At 71.7% G+C, this 23,139-nt stretch carries 19 protein-coding genes and 1 tRNA gene; 13 read left to right on the forward strand and 7 right to left on the reverse strand.

What is annotated here, in order from left to right:
- Positions 1–168: 168 nt before the first annotated feature.
- On the forward strand, positions 169–765 hold the full coding sequence (locus ACFC51_RS06590) for a histidine phosphatase family protein (protein ID WP_376367155.1): 597 nt from the start codon (positions 169–171) through the stop codon (positions 763–765).
- A 61-nt stretch (positions 766–826) separates the two neighbouring features.
- Here the strand turns inward: ACFC51_RS06590 and ACFC51_RS06595 are convergent, their stop codons facing one another.
- Entirely contained in the window at positions 827–2,176 is a 1,350-nt protein-coding gene (locus tag ACFC51_RS06595) for a tetratricopeptide repeat protein (RefSeq protein ID WP_376367153.1), read from the reverse strand.
- 252 nt (positions 2,177–2,428) lie between these two features.
- Between ACFC51_RS06595 and ACFC51_RS06600 the strand changes: the two genes are divergently transcribed.
- Positions 2,429–2,791: a hypothetical protein gene (locus ACFC51_RS06600; RefSeq protein WP_376367151.1), complete on the forward strand. Its 363-nt coding sequence runs from the start codon at positions 2,429–2,431 to the stop codon at positions 2,789–2,791.
- An 85-nt stretch (positions 2,792–2,876) separates the two neighbouring features.
- Positions 2,877–3,764, forward strand: coding sequence for a spermidine synthase (locus ACFC51_RS06605; protein ID WP_376367148.1), 888 nt, complete (start codon positions 2,877–2,879; stop codon positions 3,762–3,764).
- Between the two features lie 20 nt (positions 3,765–3,784).
- Here ACFC51_RS06605 and ACFC51_RS06610 read toward each other — a convergent pair whose 3' ends face one another.
- On the reverse strand, positions 3,785–4,330 hold the full coding sequence (locus ACFC51_RS06610) for a hypothetical protein (protein ID WP_376527277.1): 546 nt from the start codon (positions 4,328–4,330) through the stop codon (positions 3,785–3,787).
- A 78-nt stretch (positions 4,331–4,408) separates the two neighbouring features.
- Between ACFC51_RS06610 and ACFC51_RS06615 the strand changes: the two genes are divergently transcribed.
- The 9 genes from ACFC51_RS06615 to ACFC51_RS06655 all read left to right on the forward strand — a co-directional run bounded on the left by ACFC51_RS06615 (position 4,409) and on the right by ACFC51_RS06655 (position 17,204).
- Positions 4,409–5,119, forward strand: a complete 711-nt coding sequence (locus tag ACFC51_RS06615; protein WP_376367144.1) for a response regulator transcription factor — start codon at positions 4,409–4,411, stop codon at positions 5,117–5,119.
- Positions 5,116–6,579, forward strand: a complete 1,464-nt coding sequence (locus ACFC51_RS06620) for an ATP-binding protein (RefSeq protein ID WP_376367142.1) — start codon at positions 5,116–5,118, stop codon at positions 6,577–6,579. Before ACFC51_RS06615 ends, ACFC51_RS06620 begins: the two co-directional genes overlap by 4 nt.
- Positions 6,580–6,708: 129 nt before the next feature.
- On the forward strand, positions 6,709–8,196 hold the full coding sequence (locus ACFC51_RS06625; RefSeq protein ID WP_376527279.1) for a cellulose binding domain-containing protein: 1,488 nt from the start codon (positions 6,709–6,711) through the stop codon (positions 8,194–8,196).
- A gap of 646 nt (positions 8,197–8,842) precedes the next feature.
- A complete protein-coding gene (locus ACFC51_RS06630; protein ID WP_376527282.1) occupies positions 8,843–10,165 on the forward strand; it encodes an ABC transporter substrate-binding protein in 1,323 nt (440 codons plus the stop codon).
- Positions 10,166–10,334: 169 nt separating this feature from the next.
- Positions 10,335–11,333, forward strand: coding sequence for a carbohydrate ABC transporter permease (locus tag ACFC51_RS06635; protein WP_376367134.1), 999 nt, complete (start codon positions 10,335–10,337; stop codon positions 11,331–11,333).
- 15 nt (positions 11,334–11,348) lie between these two features.
- Entirely contained in the window at positions 11,349–12,272 is a 924-nt protein-coding gene (locus tag ACFC51_RS06640; RefSeq protein ID WP_376367132.1) for a carbohydrate ABC transporter permease, read from the forward strand.
- 191 nt (positions 12,273–12,463) lie between these two features.
- The gene (locus tag ACFC51_RS06645; RefSeq protein WP_376367129.1) at positions 12,464–13,921 is read left to right on the forward strand and encodes a GH1 family beta-glucosidase; all 1,458 of its coding nucleotides are present in this window, start codon (positions 12,464–12,466) and stop codon (positions 13,919–13,921) included.
- A 221-nt stretch (positions 13,922–14,142) separates the two neighbouring features.
- Entirely contained in the window at positions 14,143–15,189 is a 1,047-nt protein-coding gene (locus ACFC51_RS06650) for a LacI family DNA-binding transcriptional regulator (protein WP_376367127.1), read from the forward strand.
- A 182-nt stretch (positions 15,190–15,371) separates the two neighbouring features.
- The gene (locus tag ACFC51_RS06655) at positions 15,372–17,204 is read left to right on the forward strand and encodes a TerD family protein (protein WP_376528006.1); all 1,833 of its coding nucleotides are present in this window, start codon (positions 15,372–15,374) and stop codon (positions 17,202–17,204) included.
- A gap of 213 nt (positions 17,205–17,417) precedes the next feature.
- Here the strand turns inward: ACFC51_RS06655 and ACFC51_RS06660 are convergent.
- The 3 genes from ACFC51_RS06660 to ACFC51_RS06670 form a co-directional block, all read right to left on the reverse strand.
- Positions 17,418–17,490 (reverse strand) — tRNA-His (locus ACFC51_RS06660).
- A 129-nt stretch (positions 17,491–17,619) separates the two neighbouring features.
- A complete protein-coding gene (orn, locus tag ACFC51_RS06665; protein ID WP_376527285.1) occupies positions 17,620–18,225 on the reverse strand; it encodes an oligoribonuclease in 606 nt (201 codons plus the stop codon).
- A 10-nt stretch (positions 18,226–18,235) separates the two neighbouring features.
- Complete coding sequence (locus ACFC51_RS06670; RefSeq protein ID WP_376367122.1) at positions 18,236–19,468, reverse strand: helix-turn-helix domain-containing protein; 1,233 nt, start codon at positions 19,466–19,468, stop codon at positions 18,236–18,238.
- 823 nt (positions 19,469–20,291) lie between these two features.
- Here ACFC51_RS06670 and ACFC51_RS06675 point away from each other — a divergent pair.
- Positions 20,292–20,813: a universal stress protein gene (locus ACFC51_RS06675; protein WP_376367120.1), complete on the forward strand. Its 522-nt coding sequence runs from the start codon at positions 20,292–20,294 to the stop codon at positions 20,811–20,813.
- A 69-nt stretch (positions 20,814–20,882) separates the two neighbouring features.
- On the opposite strand, the gene glmS is transcribed toward ACFC51_RS06675, so the two are convergent.
- Entirely contained in the window at positions 20,883–22,712 is a 1,830-nt protein-coding gene (gene glmS / locus ACFC51_RS06680) for a glutamine--fructose-6-phosphate transaminase (isomerizing) (protein WP_376367118.1), read from the reverse strand.
- A 59-nt stretch (positions 22,713–22,771) separates the two neighbouring features.
- Positions 22,772–23,047: a hypothetical protein gene (locus ACFC51_RS06685; protein WP_329229136.1), complete on the reverse strand. Its 276-nt coding sequence runs from the start codon at positions 23,045–23,047 to the stop codon at positions 22,772–22,774.
- Between the last annotated feature and the right edge of the window lie 92 nt (positions 23,048–23,139).

The following is a 23,139-nucleotide window of genomic DNA, read 5'->3' on the forward strand; positions in this document are numbered from 1 at the left end:
CCGTGGGCCGGGTGCGGGATGATGGGACCGGGGTGTCCGCCCGCACCGGTCCCCAGCCGGCCGCCCGCGCACGCCACCCCGTCGCCGTCCCGGACACCGCTGTCCCGGACCCATCAGATCCTAGGGTCCCCGGATCATCGGATCTCAGTATTTTCAGGGAGAGCCGTCATGGCACCGCGAATCCTGCTCGCCCGGCACGGCCGGACACAGTGGTCCGTCCAGGGCAATCACACCGGCAGGACCGACATCCCCCTTCTCGACTCCGGCCGCGAGGGCGCCAAGCTGCTCGGCGAGCGTCTGCACCGGCAGCCCTGGGACGGGCTGCCCGGCGTGGAGGTGCGGACCAGTCCGCTCGTCCGGGCCGCGGAGACCTGCGAGATCGCCGGCTTCGGCGACCGGGCCCAGCCGTGGGACGCGCTGATGGAGTGGGACTACGGCGACTACGAGGGCCTGACCCCGGCACAGATCAAGGCGGACCGGCCGGACTGGTTCATCTGGCGCGACGGCGTCCCGGGGGGCGAGACCCTGGCCGGCCTCACGGCCCGGGCGGACGAGGTCGTCGCGTGGGCGCGGTCGGCCGAGCGCGACGTCCTGGTCTTCGCCCACGGGCACATCCTGCGGGCGATCGGGGCGCGGTGGCTGGGCGAGGACATCTCCTTCGCCGCGCGCATCCGCCTGGAGCCGACCTCGCTGTCCGTGCTGGGCTGGGCGTACGGACTCCCGGCGCTGGAGCGCTGGAACGACACGGGCCACCTGGACCGGTAGGGCGTCCGGGTCCGGAGGGGCCGGGACGGCCCTTCCGGCGCACGGGCCGCCGCGCGGTCCTTCAGGTGGCCGGGGGGAGCTCCTCGTAGCGGGCCAGCAGCGCCGCCACCTCCGGACCGCCCTGCGGCCGGAGCACCCGCACGGCGCCGGAGAGCATCCCCCTGATCCGCGAGGACTGCACCCGGTCCAGGAGGTCCAGCACCTCGTGGCCCGCCGCCGACGCCTCGTCGGCCGTGCCCGCCCGCGCCAGGTCGCCCGCGAGCTGCGCGCGGTACAGCGCGAGGTTCCGGGTGAAGTGCGGATCCTGGAGGCGCGTCGCCCGCCGGGCGTGCCGCGCCGCCCTCGGCCAGTCACCCAGCGCCGACCAGCACTGCGCCTCCAGCAGCTCCAGCTCCGCCTCCCGGAAGAAGCTCATCCACTCCGGGTCCGCCTCGCACGGCCCGTGCCCGAAGGCCGTCTGCGCCCGGCCGATCGCCTGCTCGCACCCCGTACGGTCCCCGAGCCAGGCCCTCGCCCCGGCCTCCCGGAGCGCCAGCAGCGACAGGAGCCGCGGTGAGCCCAGCGGGCGGGCCGCCCGCTGGCCGGCCTCCGCGGCGCGGACCGCCTCGCGGGCCCGCCCCATGTCGCGCGCCAGGAACGACGCGTTGCAGAAGGCGTGCGCCTCCAGCGCGGCGTCCCCGGCCAGCCGCGCCGTCGCCAGCGCCTCCGCGTAGTGGGAGCGCGCGTCCTCGAACCGCCCCGAGTCGTGGGCCAGCCAGCCGACCGAGATCGCCAGTTCACCGGCGCCGGCGTGCAGCCGGTCGGCCGTGCTGCGCCGGGTCGCGGTCCCGGCGTCGAGCAGGGCGTACGCCGCCCGGAGCGGCTGCGAGGCCTGCCGGTAGAGGCCGTCCGCGCCGTGCCGGTCGTCCAGCAGCCGGATCCGGCGCACCGCCTTCTCGACGGCGCTCACCTCGGCCTCGCCGACACGGCGTTGCGCGGGCACGGCGAGCGGGCCCGCGGCGGCCGGCCGGCAGGCCGCGCCCAGGGATGCGGCTGCCACCGTGGTGGTGCCGCTGGTCATGAACACGCGACGCAGCACGTCGCTCTCCTCGTAGATGTCACTGTCGAGCGTGGGGGGTGTGGTGGGAGGGGGCGCCGGGCGGGCTCCCCGGCCGCGCACGCTCTCGCGGGCCGAGAAGCCCAGGTCCTCGAGGCTCGCCCCGGGGAACATATGCAGGAACACCCGTTCGTACGCGTAGTTGGGACAGCGGATCTCACCGGACTCCACGCGCCCGATGTACCGGGCGTCGCACGCGACCTGTTCACCGATCTCGCGGGCGGCCCGGCGGACCGCGGCCGCGAACTCCCCGGCGGAGCGCTGTCCGCGCAGCCGCCGGAAGGCGAGGTTGGGAACTGCCCGTGTCGACACCATGGCGGGGCCCTCTCTGGTGCAGCCGGGTTCCTGCTTCCGGTGTCCCGGCGGAGCAAGAACGTACCTGCTGTGACGGGACGCACACACAGCGTTTGCTTACAAACCGGGCATCTCGCCCGTGATCCGCCATGAACTGCCACCCTTTGCGGCGGCGTGCCGCCGTAGCCCTTGACGCCGTCGGCGCGTTGGTCCATGCGGAGACGGGGCGTGGTCCTGTCGCGTCGAACGAGAAGAGGGGTTCCCTTGCCTCATATGGATCCGGAAACCACACCGTGCGATCTGGTGACCGTCCCGGCGCGTCAGGGCCTCGAGGCCGTCGACATCCTGCGCAGGGGAGCGGAGGGCGACCCCGTCGGCCCGGTCCTGCACGACGGGGCCTGCGCCGTCCTCGGCTTCCTGGTCCCGTCCGGCACGGCCGAGGCGTGGGACGTGCCCGGCAGCGCCTGCACGCGGACGGACGGCCGCGGGCTGCGCATCCCCGCCGAGCCGCCCGCCGTCGGCGGCGGCTGGCTCCTGCCGCCCGCAGCGGAGACCCCGGTCACCGACCCGGCCGTACTCCGGGCGGCCCTCGACCAGGCGGCCCGGCTCATCGAGGCGGCCGACAACTGCCGCTGAGGCCATAATGGCCGGGTGGGCAAAGTTGCCGCCGTCGCCGGTTCCCGCAGGTGGCCGGCGCGAACCGGTGAGTGAGGACCAGCACGTGGCACGTCGAGGAGCGACCCGGGGCGCGAGCGACCGGAAGCGGTCCGAGCGCCGGCAGGAGCCCGTCTCCGCGACGGTCGACGGCGGGGTCGCGGAGCTCGTGCCCGACCGTGAACGTCCGCGCGCCTGGACCCTGCTGCTGGACGGCGCGCCGCAGTCCCACGTGGACCTCGACGACCCCTCGTACCTCTCGTTCGAGTACCAGCGCAGGCTCGGCCACGTCATCGATCTCGCGGCTCCTCCCGGCCGCCCCCTCCAGGTCGTCCACCTCGGAGGCGGCGCCCTCACGCTCGCCCGGTACATCGCGGCGGGCCGTCCCCGCTCCACCCAGCAGGTGGTGGAGATCGACGCGCCGCTCGTCCAACTCGTCCGCAGGGAACTGCCTCTGGACCCGCAGGCCCGGATACGGGTCCGCTCGGCGGACGCCCGCGCCGGACTCGGCAAGGTCCAGGACGGCTGGGCGGACCTCGTCATCGCCGACGTCTTCAGCGGCGCCCGCACCCCCGCGCACCTCACCTCCGCCGAATTCCTCGCCGAGGTGCGCCGGGTGCTGAGGCCCGGTGGCCAGTACGCCGCCAACCTCGCCGACGGTCCGCCGCTGACACACCTGCGCGGGCAGATCGCCACGGCCGCCTCGCTCTTCCCCGAACTGGCCCTGGCCGCCGATCCGACCGTCTGGCGCGGCCGCCGCTTCGGCAACGCGATCCTGGTCGCCTCCGACCTGCCCGTCGCAGTCGCCGAACTGACCCGTCGGGTGGCGAGTGACCCGCACCCTGGCCGCGTCGAACACGGCCGGGCGCTCGCCGACTTCACCGGTGGCGCCGCCGTCGTCACCGACGCGGACGCCGCCCCCTCCCCGGCCCCGCCGCCCGGCGCCTTCACCTGAGGGCACCGCCCCCGGCCCGGTCACTGGTCGACGGTCTCCACGATCGGCGGGTGGCCGTTCCAGGTGCAGAAGACGGACACGGTCGCGCCCGACCCGTCGCCGAAGTCCACCCGGATCCACTCCGGCTCCGTCCACACCTGCATCGACCACCCCGGCTCGGGCGTCGCCGAGACCAGCTTCGCGGAGTGGTCCGCCAGCTCCAGGACGACCCGGCCGCCGCGCGTCGGATAGCTCTTCACGTCCCCTGCGGGCGCCTCGGGCTCCGCCGGGGCCGGACTCGAGGCCGGCGGACGCGAGGACGGCGTCCGGGAGGGCCGGGGGGAGGGCGGAGGCGTGGTGCGGGAGGCGGTGGCACTCGGTGACGGCGTGGGCAGCGCGCGGTGCGTCGAGGACGACACCGGCTCGGTCGTCGACCGGCCGCCCCGTGCCTCCACCGAGATCGGGACGGCACGCGGAGGGTCGTACGCCGTCCCGGACATGACGGTGTGGACACCCCACCACGACAGGGTGACCGCGGCGCCCGTGGCGAGCGACCACGCGATCGCGTGTACGAGTCCTCGTTGCATCGGGCACATCCTGCCGCACCGGCACCGGTGCTGTCCTGGAGGGGACCGCGTTCCTCCGTATGGGTTACGGTGCGGCGCATGCCTAGTGTGCTCGTGGTCGAGGACGACCAGTTCGTGCGTTCCGCCCTCATCCGGCACCTGACCGAGGCCTCGCACACCGTGCGGAGTGTCGGCACCGCCCTCGAAGCGCTCCGCGAGGTCGCGCACTTCCGCTTCGACGTCGTCGTCCTCGACCTCGGGCTGCCCGACCTCGACGGCGCCGAGGCGCTGAAGATGCTGCGCTCCATCACCGACGTACCCGTGATCATCGCGACCGCGCGGGACGACGAGGCCGAGATCGTCAGGCTGCTCAACGACGGGGCCGACGACTACCTGACCAAGCCCTTCTCGGTCGAGCACCTCTCCGCCCGCATCGCCGCCGTCCTGCGGCGCACCCACGGAGCCGGCGCCCAGGCGCCGCCCCCGCGCGTCCTCCAGGTCGGCGGCCTCTCCATCGACCCGCTGCGACGCCAGGCGGAACTGGACGGCTCGGCCCTGGACCTGACCCGCCGCGAATTCGACCTGCTGGCCTTCCTCGCGGGCCGCCCCGGTGTCGTCGTGCCGCGCCGTGAGCTGCTGGCCGAGGTCTGGCAGCAGTCCTACGGCGACGACCAGACCATCGACGTCCACCTCTCCTGGCTGCGCAGGAAGCTGGGCGAGACGGCGGCCCGGCCGCGCTATCTCCACACCCTGCGCGGCGTCGGCGTCAAACTCGAACCGCCGGGCGCGGCACCGGGCCGGCCCGCATGAGATGGGCCCTGGTCAAGGTCTGCCTGGCCGTCACCGCGATGGTCGTGATCGCGTTCGCCGTACCGCTCGGACTCGTCATCCGGGAGATGGCGCGCGACCGCGCGTTCTCCGACGCCGAGCGGCAGGCCGCCACCATCGGCCCCACGCTCACCATCACCACCGACCCCGAAGAGCTCACCCGGGCTGCCCTGTCCACCGAGCCCGGCGGCCGCGGACGCCTGGCGGTGCACGTCCCCGCCACCGAACCGGGCGGCTCCCGCCTGGAGATCGGCACCCGGCGCGCCACCCGCGAGGACGTCGAGACGGTACGGAAGTCGGGGCGCGCCTCCATCGCCGAGGTGCCCGGTGGCTCCACCCTGCTCCAGCCCACCGCCCTCGGCTCGGGGGGCATCGCCGTCGTCGAGGTGTTCGTGCCCGAGGGCGAGGTCTCCAACGGGGTCGGCACCGCCTGGCTGGTCCTGGCGGGCGTCGGTGCCGCGCTGATCGTCGGTTCCGTGGCCGTGGCCGACCGGCTCGGGGTGCGCATGGTGGAGCCGGCCCAGCGGCTCGCGGGCGCCGCCCAGGACCTCGGGGAGGGCAGGCTGGGGACCAGGGTCCCCGAGGCCGGCCCCACCGAACTCCGTTCCGCGGCCGTCGCGTTCAACTCGATGGCCGACCAGGTGGTCCAGCTCCTGGCCAACGAGCGGGAGCTCGCCGCCGACCTCTCGCACCGGCTCCGCACCCCGCTGACCGTGCTCCGCCTCAACGCCGCGTCCCTGGGGGAGGGCCCCGCCGCCGAACAGACCCGGGCCGCCGTCGAACAGCTGGAGCGCGAGGTCGACACGATCATCCGCACGGCGCGGGAGCAGCGCCCGCAGACCCAGGGCGGACCACCGGGCGCGGGCGCCGGGTGCGACGTCTCCGAGGTCGTCAGGGAGCGCATGGGGTTCTGGTCGGCGCTGGCCGAGGACGAGGGGCGCACGGTGCGCCTGGCCGGGGTGGACCGCACCGTACGCATCCCGGTGGCCCGGCCCGAACTGGCCGCGGCCCTGGACGCGTTGCTCGGCAACGTCTTCCGGCACACCCCGGAGGGCACGGCCTTCGCCGTCGACGTGCACCACAGCGGTGACGCGGTGCTGGTGCTGGTCTCGGACGCCGGACCCGGGATACCCGATCCGGAATCCGCCCTGGCCCGGGGCGCCAGCGGAGGCAGGGGCGCACCGGGCGCGGTGGGGTCGACCGGCCTCGGCCTCGACATCGTCCGCAGGGTCGCCGAGTCCACCGGCGGTGACCTGCGGATCGGGCGTTCGGTGCTCGGCGGCACGGAGGTGCGCATCTGGATCGGGCTCGACGGCGGCCCGGCCGAGCGCGCGCGCCGGGGACACCGGGTCGGCCGGCGGAACGGAAGGCGGGGACCGCGGGGACAGAGGTCCCGGAGCGCGGAATTCCGCGGAGCAGCCGGAAAGGGCCCGAATCTTTAACCGGCGCCGATGCCCTCCTTAAGCAAACCCTAAGAACATCAACTCAGGTCCCAAGAATGCCTTTTGTCCGGATCGCGGCGGCTAGCGTGCAGACGCAATCACCCCCGGCAGGACAGAGGCAGGAACGCGATGGGCACCAGCACGCACCGCCGTACGACGAGCACCCGCACGAAGGCGGTCGGCGCCCTGGTCGCGGCGGCGGTCGTCGGCGGCACGGTCCTCCTGGTCACGGGCACGGCGCAGGCCGCCGCCGTCGGCGCCACGTACACCAGGGCCAGCGGCTGGGACGGCGGGTACACCGGGCAGTACGTCGTCTCGAACGAGACCGGGACCGTCCAGTCCGGGTGGACGCTCGAATTCGACCTGCCCGCCGGTACGAGGATCGACTCGCTCTGGAACGGTGAGCACACCGTCAGCGGCAACCACGTCACCGTGAAGCCCGCGAGCTGGAACAAGGACATCGCGCCGGGCGCGTCCGTGACGGTCGGCTTCGTCACCACCTCCGCCGGGAAGGCCGCCGATCCGGAGGGCTGCCTCATCAACGACGCCGCCTGCTCCGCGGACGGCGGCACCGCACCGGAACCCAGCGGCCGCCCCACCGGTGACCCCACGCCCACGTCCGCCCCCACCTCGGCGCCCACGTCGACGCCGGCACCCTCGGGGAGCGCCACCACCGAGCCGGCACCGACGGCCGAGCCGTCCGGGACCCCCGGCGGTACGGCCGGCGGAGCCGGGTTCGCCCCGTACGTCGACACGTCCCTCTACCCCTCCTACGACCTGCTGGACACCGCGTCCAGGACGGGCGTCAAGGAGTTCAACCTGGCGTTCATCACGTCGGGCGGCAGCTGCGCCCCGCTGTGGGGCGGCGTCACCGGGCTCGCCGACGACAAGGTGGCGTCCCAGATCGACGCGCTGCGGGCCGAGGGCGGCGACGTGCGGGTCTCCTTCGGCGGAGCGGCCGGGGCGGAACTGGCGCTGCACTGCTCCTCGGCGGCCGAGCTCGCCACGGCGTACGGCAAGGTCATCGACGCGTACGGGCTGACCAAGGTGGACTTCGACATCGAGGGCGGGGCGCTGCCCGACACCGCCGCGAACTCCCGCCGCTCGCAGGCCGTCGCCCGGCTCCAGAAGGAGCACCCCGGCCTGGACGTCTCCTTCACGCTGCCCGTGATGCCGGAGGGCCTGACCCAGCCGGGCGTGGACCTGATCGCGGACGCGAAGAAGAACGGCGTCACGGTCGACGCGGTCAACATCATGGCCATGGACTACGGCGCCTCGTACAGCGGGGACATGGGCGACTACGCGGCCCAGGCGGCCACCGCCACGCAGGCCCAGATCAAGGGCGTGCTGGGGCTCTCGGACGCGGCGGCGTGGAAGGCCGTCGCGGTCACCCCGATGATCGGCGTGAACGACGTCGCCACCGAGATCTTCACCGTCGAGGACGCCGGACAGCTGGTGAAGTTCGCCCAGGAGAAGGGCATCGGCCGGCTGGCGATGTGGTCGGGCACGCGGGACGTGCAGTGCGCGGGCGGCGCGAAGCCGACCGCGGACGCCGTCTGCAGCTCGATCCTCCAGGAACCGCTGGCCTTCACCAAGGCGTTCGGCACCTTCGGGTAGCCCTGCCCCCCTCGGACCGTCACTCCGACCCGCGCGCCCCGGCCGGCCCCACACCCCCCACATCCGGCCGGGGCGCGCGCCCCCATGTGCGCAGCCCGAAGCCGTCCTGGCCACATAAGCGGAACGGCCGGGCGGTGCAGCGGAGTTCGGGGAAAGAACGCGGAAGAGCCGTGCGGCCCCCCTCCGCACCCTCACGGGGCCTCACCCCGTTCATTTTCCGGCGGGCGTCTTCCAGCCCGCTCCACCGTCTCGAACCCGGCACGGGAATCCCCGCCGGATGCCGCGTTTCAGGCGGTCCGACGGGCCCGGATCCCGCCCAACACACCCTGACCTGCGGTGATTCGAGCGACCGTGGGCGACGCATGCAGGGCGTGCGGGTTAACGCAAGACCTCCGCCGGACACGGTCGCGTGACTTGCAGGACACACTCGGGCAACGGAAGCGTCTTCAACTCTTGACACCCACCCCCTTGAGGCAGCAATCTTCCGGCATCAGCGCATGGGAGCGCTCCCATATCGAACGAGGTTTTTCGCTCGTACGGGGACGGCACCGCCCATGTCCTCTCCGTACCCCTGGCACCCGCGCCCACCAGTGCGTATGCCGAGCAGATCGAACGCCAGTCCCACCCTGGAACAAGGAGTAGTGGAATGCGCATCACCCGCACCGTCGCAGGTCGAAGCCGCAGAACCGCCGTCATGGTCACCACGGGCCTCACCGCCACCGCCCTGCTGCTGACCGGCTGCAGCGACTCGGACTCGGGCTCGGACGAGGCCGACGCGAACGGCAACATCACCCTGACCGTGGCCGACTTCGGCCAGTTCGGCTACAAGGAGGCGGGGCTCTTCGCGAAGTACCACGAGCTCCACCCGAACATCACGGTCAAGGAAAACGTCACGGCCGACGAGAAGGTCTACTACCCCAAGCTCCTCCAGCAGCTCAACACGGGCAGCGGCCTGGCGGACGTCCAGGGCATCGAGGTGGGCCGCACCAAGGAGCTCGTCGACACCAAGGCGGACGCCTTCGTCGACCTGGCCAAGGTCATCGACACCGACCAGTGGGTGAACTGGAAGGCGCTGCAGGCGAGCACCGACGAGGGCAAGGTCATCGGCGCCGGCACCGACATCGGCCCGATGTCGATCTGCTACCGCCGTGACCTGTTCGAGCAGGCCGGCCTGCCGGCCGACCGCGAGGAAGTCGCCGCGAAGTTCGCCGGCGGCTGGGAGGACTACCTCAAGCTCGGTGAGGCGTACAAGGCGAAGGCGCCCAAGGGCACCTTCTTCATGGACTCCGCCAGCGCCATGTACAACGGCGTGGTCAGCTCCGACTCGGAGCAGTACTACTCCAAGGACGGCGAGCCGATCTACAAGGAGAGCGCCGGCGTCAAGGCGGGCTGGAAGCTCGCCACCGAGGCCGTCGACAAGAAGCTGACCCAGGGCCTGGCCCAGTTCAGCCCGCCGTGGCAGGCGGCCCTGCGCAAGGGCACCATCGCCACCGTGGCCTGCCCCGCGTGGATGGCCGCCCAGATCTCCACCTACTCCGGTGACGAGTTCAAGGGCAAGTGGGACATCGCCCGCACCCCCGGTGAGACCGCTGCCAACTGGGGCGGCTCCTTCCTCTCCGTGCCCGCCAAGGGCAAGCACGTCAAGGAGGCCGGCGAGCTCGTCAAGTGGCTGACCGCCCCCGAGCAGCAGGCCGCGGTCTTCAAGGCCGTCGGTGTGTTCCCGTCGAACAAGGGCGCCTACGACCTCCCCGACGTGAAGAACGCCAAGCTCCCGTACTTCAACAACGCCCCGATCGGTGAGATCTACGCCGAAGAGGCTCAGGTCATCCCCGCGGCCGTGCTCGGCCCGAAGGACGGCGTCATCAAGGACACCATCTCCACCCAGATCAACAACATGGAGCAGCGTGGCACCGACCCGGACAAGGCCTGGGGCGACGCCACCGACGCCATCGACAAGGTGATCGGCTGATCCTCGCCGGTGCGGGCGGCCGGGACGTCTTCCACGCGTCCCGGCCGGCCCGCACCGGTGCCGGTTCCCCCATCGGCACCGCGCACCTTCTCCGACACCTCCGCCGGGCCTGAACCAGGTCCGGCCTGCCCCTGCGGTGTCGGCACACCCCAGGGAAGGACTCCCACCTGTGGCAACCACCACCCCCACCCGGGGCGCACACGGCTCCCGGCCCAGCCGCCGGGCTCCGAAGCCCATGACCCCCGGCCGCCAGGCCTGGCGCAGCCGGCTGTGGCGATTCGACGACAAGGCATCGCCCTACGCCTACATCGCGCCGTTCTTCCTGGTCTTCGGCGCCTTCGGGCTCTACCCGCTGATCTACACCGGCTGGATCGCCCTCCACCGGGTGGAGATGACCGGCCTCGACCAGATGGAATGGGTCGGCTGGGACAACTTCAGCACCATCCTCCAGGACGACGAGTTCTGGACCGCGGTCACCAACACCTTCGTCATCGGCGTCATCTCGACCGTGCCGCAGCTGATGATGGCGCTCGGCCTGGCCCACCTGCTCAACTACAAGCTGCGGGCCAGCACCTTCTGGCGCACCGTGATCCTCACGCCCTACGCCACCTCGGTGGCCTCGGCGGCCCTGGTCTTCGCCCTGGTGTTCCGGGCCGACGGCGGCCTGCTGAACTGGGTCCTCGGCTTCTTCGGCGCCGGCGAGACGAACTGGGCGAACGGCCACTGGACGTCCAACATCGCCATCGCCGTCATCGTGATCTGGCGCTGGACGGGCTACAACACGCTGATCTACCTGGCCGCGATGCAGGCGGTCCCGTCCGACCTCTACGAGGCGGCGTCGCTCGACGGAGCCTCGCGCTGGCAGCAGTTCCGCAATGTGACGATCCCCGCGCTCCGGCCGACGATCCTCTTCACGATCGTCATCTCGACCATCGGGTCCATGCAGCTGTTCGGTGAGCCGCTGCTGCTCGAAGGCGGCCAGATCGGAGCGCAGGGCGGCACCGAGAACCAGTACGAGACGCTCAGCATCTACCTCTACAACTACGGCTGGAACCTCGGACACCTCGGTCCGGCCGCCGCGGTCGCCTGGGCCATGCTCGTCCTGCTGCTGCTCATTGCCGCGATCAACTGGCTCGTCGGGCGCTTCGCGCGCAAGACCGCGGCCTGACGGGGAGCGATATCCATGACCACCACCAGCACCGTCACCGCTCCGGACCACCGGCGCGTCTCCAAGGCGTCCGTCCGCCCCGAACCGCCGCGCCGCCGCCGGTTCAAGCCCGGAGCCGGACGCCAGCACCACGCCGGCCCCTTCGCCTACGTCGCCCTCGCCGTCGTCGGCCTCGGCTCTCTGTTCCCGCTCTACTGGACGCTCGTGGCCGCGTCCCGCACCCAAGACGAGGTGCTGGACACCACGCCGCCGCTCCTCCCGGGCGGCAACCTGTTCAACAACCTCCAGGCGGCCTGGGAGCAGGCCAACCTCGGCAAGGCCATCGTCAACACGGTGATCGTCTCGGCCAGCATCACCCTGGCGACCCTGTTCTTCTGCACCCTGGCCGGCTACGCCTTCGCCAAGATGCGGTTCAAGGGCCGCGGCGCGCTGATGACCATGGTCATCGCGACGCTGACGATCCCCCCGCAGCTCAGCGTCGTACCGCTGTTCATGATGATGTCCGACATCGGCTGGGGCGGACAGCTGGAGTCGGTGATCTTCCCGACCCTGGTCAGCGCGTTCGGTGTGTTCTTCATGCGCCAGTACCTCCTGGAGGCGCTGCCGTACGAACTCATCGAGGCGGGCAGGGTGGACGGTGCCAACAACCTCCGCATCGTGTGGAGCATCGTGCTGCCGGTCGCCCGCCCGGCGATGATGGTGCTCGGCATGCTCACCTTCGTCCAGGCCTGGAACGACTTCTTCTGGCCCTACCTCGCGCTGAACCAGCAGAACCCCACGCTCCAGGTGGCCCTCGGCCAGCTGAGCGCGTCCTACGTGCCCGACCAGAGCATCGTCATGGCGGGCGCCCTGATCAGCACGCTGCCGCTGCTCGTCGTCTTCGTGATCTTCGGCAAGCAGATCGTCGGAGGCATCATGTCCGGCGCCGTCAAGGGCTGACCCCGGCCCGCCGCACCACCCCGGTCCGACCCCGGGCCCGCGGACCCCACCCGGTCCTGTCCGGTTCCGTTGTCCCGTCCCCGGTCCGGCCTCCGGCCGTCCCGTACGGCCTGTACCTGACCACGGGCCGTACGGGGCCGGGGCCCCCGCACTTCCCGTCCCTGTCCCTCCACCCATGGGAGCGCTCCCGCATGACTGCCGTACGACCCGACACCACCCCGAAGCAGGCGCCCGGGACACAGTTCCCCACGGGCTTCATCTGGGGCGCGGCGACCGCCTCCTACCAGGTCGAGGGCGCCGCCGCCGAGGACGGCCGCACGCCGTCGATCTGGGACACCTTCAGCCGTACGCCGGGCAAGGTCCGCAACGGCGACACCGGCGACATCGCCGCCGACCACTACCACCGCTACCGCGACGACGTCGCGCTCATGAAGCAGCTCGGGCTGAAGGCGTACCGCTTCTCCGTCTCCTGGTCCCGGGTCCAGCCCACCGGCCGCGGCCCCGCCGTCGAGCGCGGGCTGGACTTCTACCGCAAGCTCGTCGACGAGCTCCTGGACGCCGGCATCATGCCCGTCGCCACCCTCTACCACTGGGACCTGCCCCAGGAGCTGGAGGACGCCGGCGGCTGGCCCGAGCGCGTGACCGCCGACCGGTTCGCCGACTACGCCGCGATCGTCTCCGGCGCCCTCGGCGACCGCGTAGGCATGTGGACCACCCTCAACGAGCCGTGGTGCTCGGCCTACCTCGGCTACGGATCGGGAGTGCACGCCCCCGGCCGCACCGAGCCCGCAGCGGCGCTGCAGGCGGCCCATCACCTCAACCTCGCCCATGGCCGGGCGATCGAGGTTCTGCGCGCCCAACTCCCCGCTGCTGCGCAGACCTCGGTCACCCTCAACCTCCACCAGGTCCGCCCGCTGACCGACAGCGAGGCGGACGCGGACGCCGCGCGCCGCATCGACGCCGTCGGCAACCGCGTCTTCACCGGCCCGATGCTGCGCGGGGAGTACCCCGAGGACCTGATCACCGACACCTCGCACCTGGTGGACTGGTCGAAGCTGGTCAAGGACGGCGACCTCGCCACCATCTCCCGCCCGGTCGACGCCCTCGGCATCAACTACTACACGCCGACCCTGGTCTCCACCCCGGTGGAGGGGGCCAGTTACGCCCGCAGCGACGCGCACGGCACCAGCGCGCACTCCCCGTGGCCGGGCTCCGAGCACGTCGCCTTCCACCTCGCCGAGGGGAAGGAGCGCACCGCCATGGACTGGTCGATCGACCCGAACGGGCTGTACAACCTGCTCATGGACGTCAGCCGTGACCACCCCGGCCTGCCGCTGATGGTCACCGAGAACGGCGCCGCCTTCGACGACTACGTCTCGCCCGAGGGCAAGGTCGAGGACCCCGAGCGGGTCGCCTACCTCCACGGCCACCTCGACGCCGTGCAGCGGGCCGTCGCCGACGGTGCGGACGTCCGTGGCTACTTCCTCTGGTCGCTGATGGACAACTTCGAGTGGGCCTACGGCTATTCGAAGCGCTTCGGCGCCGTGTACGTCGACTACGCCTCCCAGCGCCGCATCCCCAAGGCGAGCGCCCACTGGTACTCCGACGTGATCCGCCGCCACGCACTGCCCCCGGTCGGCACCGTCTGACCCCGACCAGGACGAACAGCGGGACCCGGCACGGCGCCGGGTCCCGCTTTTCTGTGCCCGCCCTGCGTGTTCGGCATCCGGACCCCGTAGGCTTGGGAGCGCTCCCAAGAGTTGTGGCGCTTCCGGGGACCGCTGGTTCCGCACGAGTGTCGGGGGATCGTACGGCGGGACTTGGTTTGGCCAACCCGCTGTGAGAAATTGACCGCGAACGGGAGGCAGCCATGGCGGCAGCGCGAGTACGGAGTGGCGGGCGGCCCACGCTCGAAGAAGTAGCGGCCCGGGCCGGAGTGGGGCGCGGCACTGCCTCGCGCGTCATCAACGGCTCACCGAGGGTCAGTGCCCAGACCCGGGAAGCTGTCGAGGCGGCCGTCGCCGAGCTGGGCTACGTGCCCAACCGTGCGGCCAGGGCGCTCGCGGGGAACCGCACGGACGCCATCGCGCTCGTCGTGCCCGAGTCCGAGACCCGGTTCTTCGCCGAGCCCTACTTCTCCGACATCGTGCGCGGTGTCGGGGCCGCTCTCGCCGACACCGAGATGCAGCTGCTGCTGACCCTCGCGGGCAACGACCGCGAGCGCCGCCGGCTCGCCCAGTACCTGACCGCGCACCGGGTGGACGGGGTGCTCCTGGTCTCCGTCCACGCGGACGACCCGCTGCCGGACCTCCTCGAACAGCTCGGCATGCCCTCCGTCATCAGCGGCCGCAGGCATGCGGCGGAGACGCTGCCCTCCGTCGACTCCGACAACTTCGAGGGCGCCCGCGCGGCCGTCGACCACTTCATATCGCGAGGCCGCCGCTCCATCGCCACGATCACCGGCCGCCTCGACGTCTACGGCGCCCAGCGCCGCCTCGACGGCTACCGCAAGGCTGTCGCCGGGGCGGGCCTCGACCCCGACGAGCGGCTCATCGCGCCCGCCGACTTCAGCGAGGAGGGCGGCGCCCGCGCGATGCGGGAGCTGCTGGAGCGCCGCCCCGACGTGGACGCGGTCTTCGCCGCCTCCGACGTCATGGCGGCGGGCGCCCGCCAGGTCCTGCGCGAGTCCGGCCGGCGCATCCCCGACGACGTCGCCCTGATCGGCTTCGACGACTCCGCGGTCGCCCGTCACATGGACCCGCCCCTGACGAGCGTGCGCCAGCCGATCGAGGAGATGGGCCGCACGATGACCCGCGTCCTGCTCCAGGAGATCGCGAACCGGGCGTCGGGGGACGACACCCAGGAACGCCCGAGGATCGTGCTGCCCACGGAGCTGGTGGTCCGGGAGTCGTCCTGACCTGCGCGACGGGGGCGGAGCGCTCGTGCGGACGCCTCTCTTTCACAACTCCTCCATAAGTCGCCCGCCCGGCCGATAGGATTCCGCGCGTACGACGAACGTGTGACGCACCACACACCGTCACATACCGCTGCCGTGCGTGCGCTCCGGTCCGGCAGCGCGCGGGGGGACGCGTGCAGAAGATGATCAAGGGCGCCAACGTCGCTCTGTCCACGCTGGGCGAGGACATCGGGTCCGTCGTGATGAGCCTCCGCTGGAGCAGCGTGACCGACGAGGGGAGCGCCGATGTCTCCGTGCTCCTGCTCGACGGCGACGACAAGGTGCGCGGCGCCGCCGACCTCTGCTTCCACGGCAACCCGACGGCCGGTGACGGCAGTGTGCGGCTGCTCGGGAAGATCCCCACGGCCGACGGCGACGAGAACCGGATCGGTGTCGATCTGGCCGCCGTACCGCCGGAGGTCGAGCGGATCGTGGTGGCGGCGAGCCGATCCGACGGGTCCCTGTTCGGGGACTTCGACGACCTGCTCCTGACCGTCGCCGACGGCTCCGGCACGGACCTGGTCCACTTCGCCGTCGAGGACGCCGGGGCCGTGGGCGCCTTCGTCTTCGGGGAGCTCTACCGGCGGGCCGGGGAGTGGAAGTTCCGGGCCGTGGGCCAGGGGTACGCGTCCGGCCGGGCCGGACTGGCGGCGGACTTCGGGGTCGACCTGGCCGACGGGACCCCCGGCCCGGGCGAGGGCCCCGCCCCGCGGGGAGCGTCGCCCGCGGCTCCCGTGCCCCCGCCCCGGGCGGCGGAGGCCGCTGCGGAGGCCGCGGAGGTGCGGAGCCAGGAGGCGGCAGCGGGGAGTGCCGGCTCCGCGCCGGACGGTCCGGAGGGCGTCGCGCTGTCCGAGGGCCCTGCGGACGCCGGCCACGCCGAGGAGGCCGGAGACACCGAGAAGGCCGACCGGGATGCCGTCGAACGCGAGAGGGCCGAACTGAAGGAGTTCATCAAGGGGCTGAGCTCGGACGACATCAAGTCGGGCGGCTGGTTCACCAAGCTCAGCGCTCAGGCACTCAGCTCCTACACCGACAGGATCGACTGGGCGTACTTCCAGGAACGCTACGAGGGCGTACCCCCGGATGCCGTCGTCGATCAGCGGATCAAGATGGCCTCCCGGTACGCCGCGCTCGAAGGCGGGCTCTCCGCCGGGGCCTACACGGCGACCGTCGCCGCCACCCTCGGGAGTCTCGGCGGAGCCTCGCCGGCGACGGTCCCGGCGGCCGTCGCGACCATGATGGTCGACGTCGCCTTCGTCACCCGGCTCCAGCTTCGTCTGGCCCACGACGTCGCGGTCCTCTACCGGGTCCCGCTCGACCTGTCCGACCCCGACGACATGTGGAAGCTCATCAGGGTGGCCTTCACGATCAAGGGCGGGGAAGCCGCCCGGGAAGGCGTGGTCAAGGCGGTGCCGGCCCTCGTGCGGCCGATGATCAAGCGCTTCTACTCCGGAGGGGTGCTGAACGCCACGAAGGGGTTCCCGGTCGTCGGGAAGTACCTCCTGCAGCGCAACGTCATCAAGATCGGTATCCCCCTGGTCGGCGTCCCCCTCGCCGTGGTCCTGAACCGCTGGACGACGCTGCTCGCTGGGCGGCACGCGCGAGCGGTCTTCCGGAACGAGGCGCGGGTGATCGAACTCGCCGAAGGGCTGAGCAGGCGGAGCCGGCACCCCCAGCTGATGCTGTGGGTCGCGTGGCTCGTCATCAGGGCGGACGGCAGGATCACCGACGACGAGACACTGCTGATGCGGCACCTGGTGAGGCTGGTCCGGGAGGAGCATCAGGTGGTCGACGAGGAGCTCGCCCGGCTCGTCGACATCGACCCGGCCGAGGTGTGGAGACGCCTGGACGCCGAGCCCGGGGACCTGGGCGACCTCCTCGAGGTGGCCGAGAGGGTGGCCGCTGTCGACGGGGACGCCAACGCGCTCGAGACAGGGGTCATTGCCGGGCTCCGGGGCCGCTGCGCCCGCGTCTGACGCTCCTGCCGGGTCCTCGCGCGAAGGGGGTGCGGGGGCGAGGCGCTGAGAGGGGCGGCCCCGCCGCGTCGGGGGAAAGCGCGGCGGGACCGTTCTCTCGGATGCCCGGTCGGCGGTGTTCCATGCCGGGTCCGGTGTGCCCGTCGGGTTCCCGAAGATCCGGACACGACGAAGGCCCGACCTGTTCTCACAGGTCGGGCCTTGATCGATCAGGGTGAGTAACGGGACTTGAACCCGCGACATCCTGGACCACAACCAGGTGCTCTGCCAGCTGAGCTATACCCACCATGTCGCCCGGTCGCTTTCCTGACCGGCCGAGAAAAAGTGTACAGGGTCCGGGCGGGTGCTCGCGCCCGAGTTCCCCAGGAGCGACTCACGGGCCCCGGAGGGCCCGTGAGCAGCGGGATTCGTGTGCCTACTGGCCGGTGTCCGGCGTGTGGCGCGCCGCGATCTCCTTGGCGCGGGCCGAGTCCGGGCCGGGCTGCGGCACGAAGACCGCGTCCCGGTAGTAGCGCAGCTCCGTGATGGAGTCGCGGATGTCGGCCAGGGCCCGGTGGTTGCCGTTCTTGTCCGGACTGTTGAAGTACGCCCTCGGATACCAGCGGCGTGCCAGCTCCTTGACCGAGGACACATCGACGATCCGGTAGTGGAGGTAGCCCTCCAGGGACGGCATGTCCCGCGCGAGGAAGCCACGGTCCGTGCCGACCGAGTTCCCGCACAGGGGAGCCTTGCCCGGCTCCTTCACGTGCTCGCGGATGTAGGCCAGGACACGCTCCTCGGCGTCGGCCAGGGTCGTGCCCCCGGCCAGCTCGTCGAGGAGGCCCGAGGCGGTGTGCATCTGCCGCACCACCTCGGGCATGGTCTCCAGGGCCGCGTCCGGCGGGCGGATCACGATGTCCACCCCTTCGCCGAGCACGTTCAGTTCCGAGTCGGTGACCAGCGCGGCCACCTCGATGAGTGCGTCGTCCGTCAGCGAGAGCCCGGTCATCTCGCAGTCGATCCACACCATGCGGTCGTTCATGCGCCCCACCCTACGGGGCGCTGCGCTGCCCCGGCAGGGCCGGGCGGCCCGGAACATACGCCTCAGGACCCGCTCCGAGACGCTCCACGGGGCCGCCGGAGGCGGTCGTGGCGGTGACCGGGGACAGCCCGGACGCGGACGCCGCGGCGGCGCGGCGGCTCGACGCCGTCCCCTGGATGGGGACGGACGTCTCCAGCACCGCCGTGACGCTCTCCAGCGGACCCCCTTGCGGACGGCGGGCCCGGTAGGCGGCCCGGTACGCGGCGGGGGAGGACCCCAGCTGACGGCGGAAGTGCCCGCGCAGCGCGACGGGTGAGCGGAAGCCGCAGCGGCCCGCCACCTCGTCGACCGAGTAGTCGGAGGTCTCGAGCAGCCGCTGCGCCTGCAGCACGCGCTGGGTGATGAGCCACTGGAGCGGTGCGCTGCCCGTGAGCGAACGGAACCTGCGGTCGAAGGTCCGCCGGCTCATGTAGGCGCGCGCGGCCAGGGTCTCCACGTCGAACTGCTCGTGGAGGTGCTCCAGCGCCCAGGCCACGACCTCGGCGAGCGGGTCGGAACCGATCTCTTCAGGTAAAGACCTGTCGAGGTAGCGCTCCTGACCGCCACTGCGCCGCGGCGGTACGACGAGCCGGCGCGCCAGCGCCCCGGCCGCCTCGGTGCCGTGGTCGGTGCGGACTATGTGGAGGCACAGGTCGATCCCGGCCGCGGTCCCGGCCGAGGTGAGCACGTCGCCGTCGTCGACGAACAGCTCACGCGGATCGACGTGCACCGACGGATAGCGCTTGGCCAGCGTCGGCGCGTACATCCAGTGCGTGGTGGCCGGGCGCCCGTCGAGCAGGCCGGCCGCCGCGAGGACGAAGGCCCCCGTGCAGAGTCCGACGATGCGGGCACCCTCCTCGTGGGCGCGGCGGAGCGCGTCCAGTGCCTCTGCGGGCGGCGGCGAGGTGATGGACCGCCAGGCAGGCACCACGACGGTGCCGGCCCTGCTGATCGCCTCCAGGCCGTACGGCGCGCTGAGTTCGAGTCCGCCGGTGGTGCGCAGCGGTCCTTCCTCGCCCCCGCACACCAGCAGGCGGTAGCGCGGAACTCCCGCGTCCTGCCGGTCGATTCCGAAAACTGAGAGCGGAATGGAGCTCTCGAAGATAGGGCCGCCACTGAACAGCAGTACGGCTACGACTTCCCGGCGTCGCCGCCCGGTCAGTTTCCGTGCGGCCTCCGTTGCGGTGGCGGAGTCCTGGCTCATGACGCTAAGCCCCCCTCGGTGTTCGCGTCTTCCTGGTCCCTACGGGCCTGTCGCTCCTGCACGTTTCCCCTCGGTCTCGCACGCGTCCCAGTCCTCGACACTCAAGATCGAATCTACTGCGTCCCGTGGTCCCGACGTGACACGTTCCCCCAGCGGCACTATGTCGACAAGGCAACGTGGCCCGAAGCGTTCGATCACGAAGGGTTCCACTCGTGAGCGCCACAGGGAAGTGCGCATCGCGATCATGGCCCGTCCCCGTAGGGTCAAAGCGTACCGCGCGGTCTATTCCTGCCTGGTGGCATGCGGGTTGGGCAGCCCTGACGCCAGGAACAGGGGGTGCAGGTGAAGTTGGCTGAAAACCGATGGTCGCGTGCGCGCATTCCAGTCATGCGACCGGCGCACGCCCTCTGTCCCCGGAAGCCCCCATGCGCCTCAGACGCCACTGAAGGGCGTCCGGACTCCGGTGATCGACGGTGCGCGATGACCCCATGGCGGGGTGTGACGACTCCCGCAGGGGATCCTGGTGGCGCATTCGGCCGCCTTGCGCGGATCGCGACGGCGGCCGGCCGGACAGCGTGACCTGAACCCGCCGGAGCCTCCACGAGCTGGATGTACGACGCAACCGGCATTGCCATCCGGGTCCGTCTCCGGCATGCTCCCTCCATTGCCGCATGCGCCGTGCGAGGGCTGGGCAGTGGAGGAGTGGCGCCGTACCCTTGGGGGTAGGGGGTTGGGAAGATGTTTCCCGGACACAGCTCCACCGCTCGCAGGTACACCTCCAAACCGCTCCCTCCTCACGAGGACTCTCTTCGCCGAGACACCGATGGCCGGTCACGAAATCCCTGAACCCGCAGACCGCAAGCAGGTAGCCGACCCCGGGTCGGAGCCGCGGACGGTCGAAGAGTCGCGCCCTTCCTGCGATCCGGCCTTCCGGCACGGCGTCGTGGTCGGATTCGACGGCTCCATGTCCAGCGAACGAGCCCTCGCCTACGCCATCGGAATGGCGCACCGGCACGGCTCGGGGCTGATCATCGTCCATGTGGCCAACCGGCTGCCCACCACGGTGTGGGCCGGCTGCGAGCCGCCCGTCTTCGTCGACGTCCCCGACCACCGCACCGAGGTCCTCGGGCTGGAGCTGGCCTGCGCGGACTATCTCGCGGAGATCCCCTGGGTGCTCGTGGAGCGCGGCGGGGACATCTGCCACGAGCTGGAGGAGGTCGGCCGGGAGTACTCGGCCGACGCCATCGTCGTCGGCTCGACGCACGGGATCGTGGGCCGCATCTTCGGATCCGTGGCCGGCCGTCTCGCGCGCCGGGCGCAGCGCCCGGTCATCGTCATCCCCTGAGGACGCCGAAAGGCCCCTGACGCGCCGTCAGGGGCCTTCGTGCTGCCCTGGGGTGAGGGCGGGGCCTGTCTACTCGACCGTGACCGACTTCGCCAGGTTGCGGGGCTTGTCGATGTCCCGGCCCATGGCCAGCGCCGTGTGGTAGGCGAGCAGCTGCAGCGGGATGCCCATGAGGATCGGGTCCAGCTCGTTCTCGTTCTTCGGGACGACGATCGTGTGGTCGGCCTTCTCCTGCTCGCGGTGGGCGACGGCGAGGATGCGTCCGCTGCGGGCCTTGATCTCCTCCAGCGCGGCGCGGTTCTTCTCCAGCAGGTCGTCGTCCGGGACGATCGCGACCGTGGGGAGCGCCGGCTCGATGAGGGCGAGGGGTCCGTGCTTGAGCTCCGAGGCGGGGTAGGCCTCGGCGTGGATGTAGGAGATCTCCTTGAGCTTCAGGGAGGCCTCCAGTGCGACGGGATAGCCCCGGACGCGGCCGATGAACATCATCGACTGCGCGCCCGCGTACTCCTCGGCCAGCTTCTTGATCTCGTCCTCGGCCGCGAGGATCTCGCCGATCTGCTCGGGCAGCTTGCGCAGGCCCTCGATGATCCGCTTGCCGTCGGACACCGACAGGTCTCGGATGCGGCCCAGGTGCAGGGCGAGCAGTGCGAAGGCCACCACGGTGTTGGTGAAGCACTTGGTGGAGACGACGCAGACCTCGGGGCCCGCGTGGACGTACATGCCGCCGTCCGCCTCACGGGCGATCGCCGAGCCGACGACGTTCACGACGCCCAGGACGCGGGCGCCCTTGCGCTTGAGCTCCTGCACGGCGGCCAGCACGTCGTAGGTCTCGCCGGACTGCGAGACGGCCACGTACAGGGTGTCGGGGTCCACGACCGGGTTGCGGTAGCGGAACTCGGACGCGGGCTCGGCGTCCGCGGGGATGCGGGCCAGCTCCTCGATGAGGCCGGCGCCGATCATGCCCGCGTGGTACGAGGTGCCGCAGCCCAGGATCTTGATCCGGCGGACTCCGCGTGCCTCGCGTGCGTCCAGGTTCAGGCCGCCCAGGTGCACGGTGGAGAAGCGGTCGTCGATGCGGCCGCGCAGCACGCGGTCCACGGCGTCGGCCTGCTCGGAGATCTCCTTGTGCATGTACGTGTCGTGGCCGCCCATGTCGTACGACTCGGCCTCCCACTCCACGGTGGTCGGCGTGGCCGTCGTGGTCGAGCCCTCCGTGGTGTACGTACGGAAGTCGTCGGCCTTGAGGGTGGCCATCTCGCCGTCGTCCAGGGTGACGATCTGGCGGGTGTGCGCGACCAGGGCGGCCACGTCGGAGGCGACGAACATCTCCTTCTCGCCGATGCCGAGCACCACGGGCGAGCCGTTGCGGGCGACGACGATGCGGTCGTTGAAGTCGGCGTGCAGGACGGCGACGCCGTACGTGCCCTCGACCAGCTTCAGGGCCTCGCGGACCTTCTCCTCCAGCGTGAGCGCCCCGGAGCGGGCGACCAGGTGGACGAGCACCTCGGTGTCGGTCTCCGACAGGAACTCGACGCCGTCGGCGACGAGCTTCGCGCGGAGCTCGGAGGCGTTGTCGATGATCCCGTTGTGGACGACGGCGACCTTGCCCTCGGCGTCCAGGTGCGGGTGGGCGTTCTCGTCGCTCGGGGCGCCGTGGGTGGCCCAGCGGGTGTGCGCGATGCCGGTGGTGCCCGCGAAGCGCTTGGGTACGCGGGCCTCCAGCTCACGCACCCGGCCCTTGGCCTTGACCATCTTCAGCGTGCCGGGTTTGCCCGCGGGGGCCTTGCCCGTGATGACGATGCCCGCGGAGTCGTAACCCCGGTACTCCAGCCGCTGCAGCCCTTCCAGCAGCAGCGGAGCCACGTCACGCTTCCCGATGTAACCGACGATCCCGCACATAGAGTCTCTGCCCCTCCATCGACGTACAAAAGTCCGGTGCCCGTCCCGCCCCTCCGGGCTCAGCCGTAGACGATGCGGCGCAGCTGGCGGAGCGACAGCTCCTGCGGTGCCACCGCGCGGTGCGGCAGCTCGGCCGCGATCCGCTCGAAGATCTCCGTGTTGACCAGGCCGCCCGCCTGCAGTTCGCGGTGGCGGCGCCGGACGAAGTCCTCCGTCGTCTCGTCGAAGTACGCCAGCACGTCGAGGATCACCCGGGCGGCCTCGCCGCGCTGGAGCGCGGTGGAGCGCACGAGGTGGTCGATGAGGTCGTCATGCGTGGGGCGGCGTTCGAGCACTCGTCGATAGTGCGTGGATCGGGATCGTTGTGCAAGAATTCTGCCCGATATCGGGCAGGAATCTCATGTAGTGGTGCCCTTATGTCGCAAAT

This window comes from Streptomyces sp. NPDC055962 (genome assembly GCF_042270185.1).
Lineage (GTDB): Bacteria > Actinomycetota > Actinomycetes > Streptomycetales > Streptomycetaceae > Streptomyces.

What these genes read in the sequence shown, in the direction of transcription:
- ACFC51_RS06590 (WP_376367155.1), top strand. Translation starts at nt 169, where the DNA reads ATGGCACCGCGAATCCTGCTCGCCCGGCACGGCCGGACACAGTGGTCC.
- ACFC51_RS06595 (WP_376367153.1), bottom strand. Translation starts at nt 2,176, where the DNA reads ATGGTGTCGACACGGGCAGTTCCCAACCTCGCCTTCCGGCGGCTGCGC.
- ACFC51_RS06600 (WP_376367151.1), top strand. Translation starts at nt 2,429, where the DNA reads ATGGATCCGGAAACCACACCGTGCGATCTGGTGACCGTCCCGGCGCGT.
- ACFC51_RS06610 (WP_376527277.1), bottom strand. Translation starts at nt 4,330, where the DNA reads ATGCAACGAGGACTCGTACACGCGATCGCGTGGTCGCTCGCCACGGGC.
- ACFC51_RS06615 (WP_376367144.1), top strand. Translation starts at nt 4,409, where the DNA reads ATGCCTAGTGTGCTCGTGGTCGAGGACGACCAGTTCGTGCGTTCCGCC.
- ACFC51_RS06620 (WP_376367142.1), top strand. Translation starts at nt 5,116, where the DNA reads ATGAGATGGGCCCTGGTCAAGGTCTGCCTGGCCGTCACCGCGATGGTC.
- ACFC51_RS06625 (WP_376527279.1), top strand. Translation starts at nt 6,709, where the DNA reads ATGGGCACCAGCACGCACCGCCGTACGACGAGCACCCGCACGAAGGCG.
- ACFC51_RS06630 (WP_376527282.1), top strand. Translation starts at nt 8,843, where the DNA reads ATGCGCATCACCCGCACCGTCGCAGGTCGAAGCCGCAGAACCGCCGTC.
- ACFC51_RS06640 (WP_376367132.1), top strand. Translation starts at nt 11,349, where the DNA reads ATGACCACCACCAGCACCGTCACCGCTCCGGACCACCGGCGCGTCTCC.
- ACFC51_RS06645 (WP_376367129.1), top strand. Translation starts at nt 12,464, where the DNA reads ATGACTGCCGTACGACCCGACACCACCCCGAAGCAGGCGCCCGGGACA.
- ACFC51_RS06650 (WP_376367127.1), top strand. Translation starts at nt 14,143, where the DNA reads ATGGCGGCAGCGCGAGTACGGAGTGGCGGGCGGCCCACGCTCGAAGAA.
- ACFC51_RS06655 (WP_376528006.1), top strand. Translation starts at nt 15,372, where the DNA reads ATGATCAAGGGCGCCAACGTCGCTCTGTCCACGCTGGGCGAGGACATC.
- orn (WP_376527285.1), bottom strand. Translation starts at nt 18,225, where the DNA reads ATGAACGACCGCATGGTGTGGATCGACTGCGAGATGACCGGGCTCTCG.
- ACFC51_RS06670 (WP_376367122.1), bottom strand. Translation starts at nt 19,468, where the DNA reads ATGAGCCAGGACTCCGCCACCGCAACGGAGGCCGCACGGAAACTGACC.
- ACFC51_RS06675 (WP_376367120.1), top strand. Translation starts at nt 20,292, where the DNA reads ATGGCCGGTCACGAAATCCCTGAACCCGCAGACCGCAAGCAGGTAGCC.
- glmS (WP_376367118.1), bottom strand. Translation starts at nt 22,712, where the DNA reads ATGTGCGGGATCGTCGGTTACATCGGGAAGCGTGACGTGGCTCCGCTG.